General features: G+C 65.1%; 1 protein-coding gene. It reads right to left on the minus strand.

Features of this window, described 5'->3' with window-relative positions; genetic code table 11:
* On the minus strand, nt 1-281 hold a 281-nt coding region (locus Pmgp_RS19465), incomplete at both ends, for an FAD-dependent oxidoreductase (RefSeq protein WP_243119970.1).

The raw sequence follows: 281 nt of genomic DNA on the forward strand, positions 1-281 counted from the left end.
CCTGTCACCACGTCGCCTCCCGCGTACACGCCGGGCTTGGAGGTGGCGCCTGTTTCCAGGCTGGCGACGATGTTGCCCTTCCTGCTCAGCTCCAGGCCTTTGGTGGTCCTGGGCACCAGCGGGTTCGGCCCCTGGCCGATGGCCACCACCACTGTGTCGACGTCCATAATATACTCGGACCCTTTAATCGGCACCGGGCTGCGGCGGCCGGAAGCGTCGGGCTCGCCCAGCTCGCACCTGATGCACTCCATCCCGGTGACCCAGTAGTTGTCGTCATAGAT

It is taken from the genome of Pelotomaculum propionicicum (assembly GCF_004369225.1).
Classification (GTDB): Bacteria; Bacillota; Desulfotomaculia; order Desulfotomaculales; family Pelotomaculaceae; genus Pelotomaculum_B; species Pelotomaculum_B propionicicum.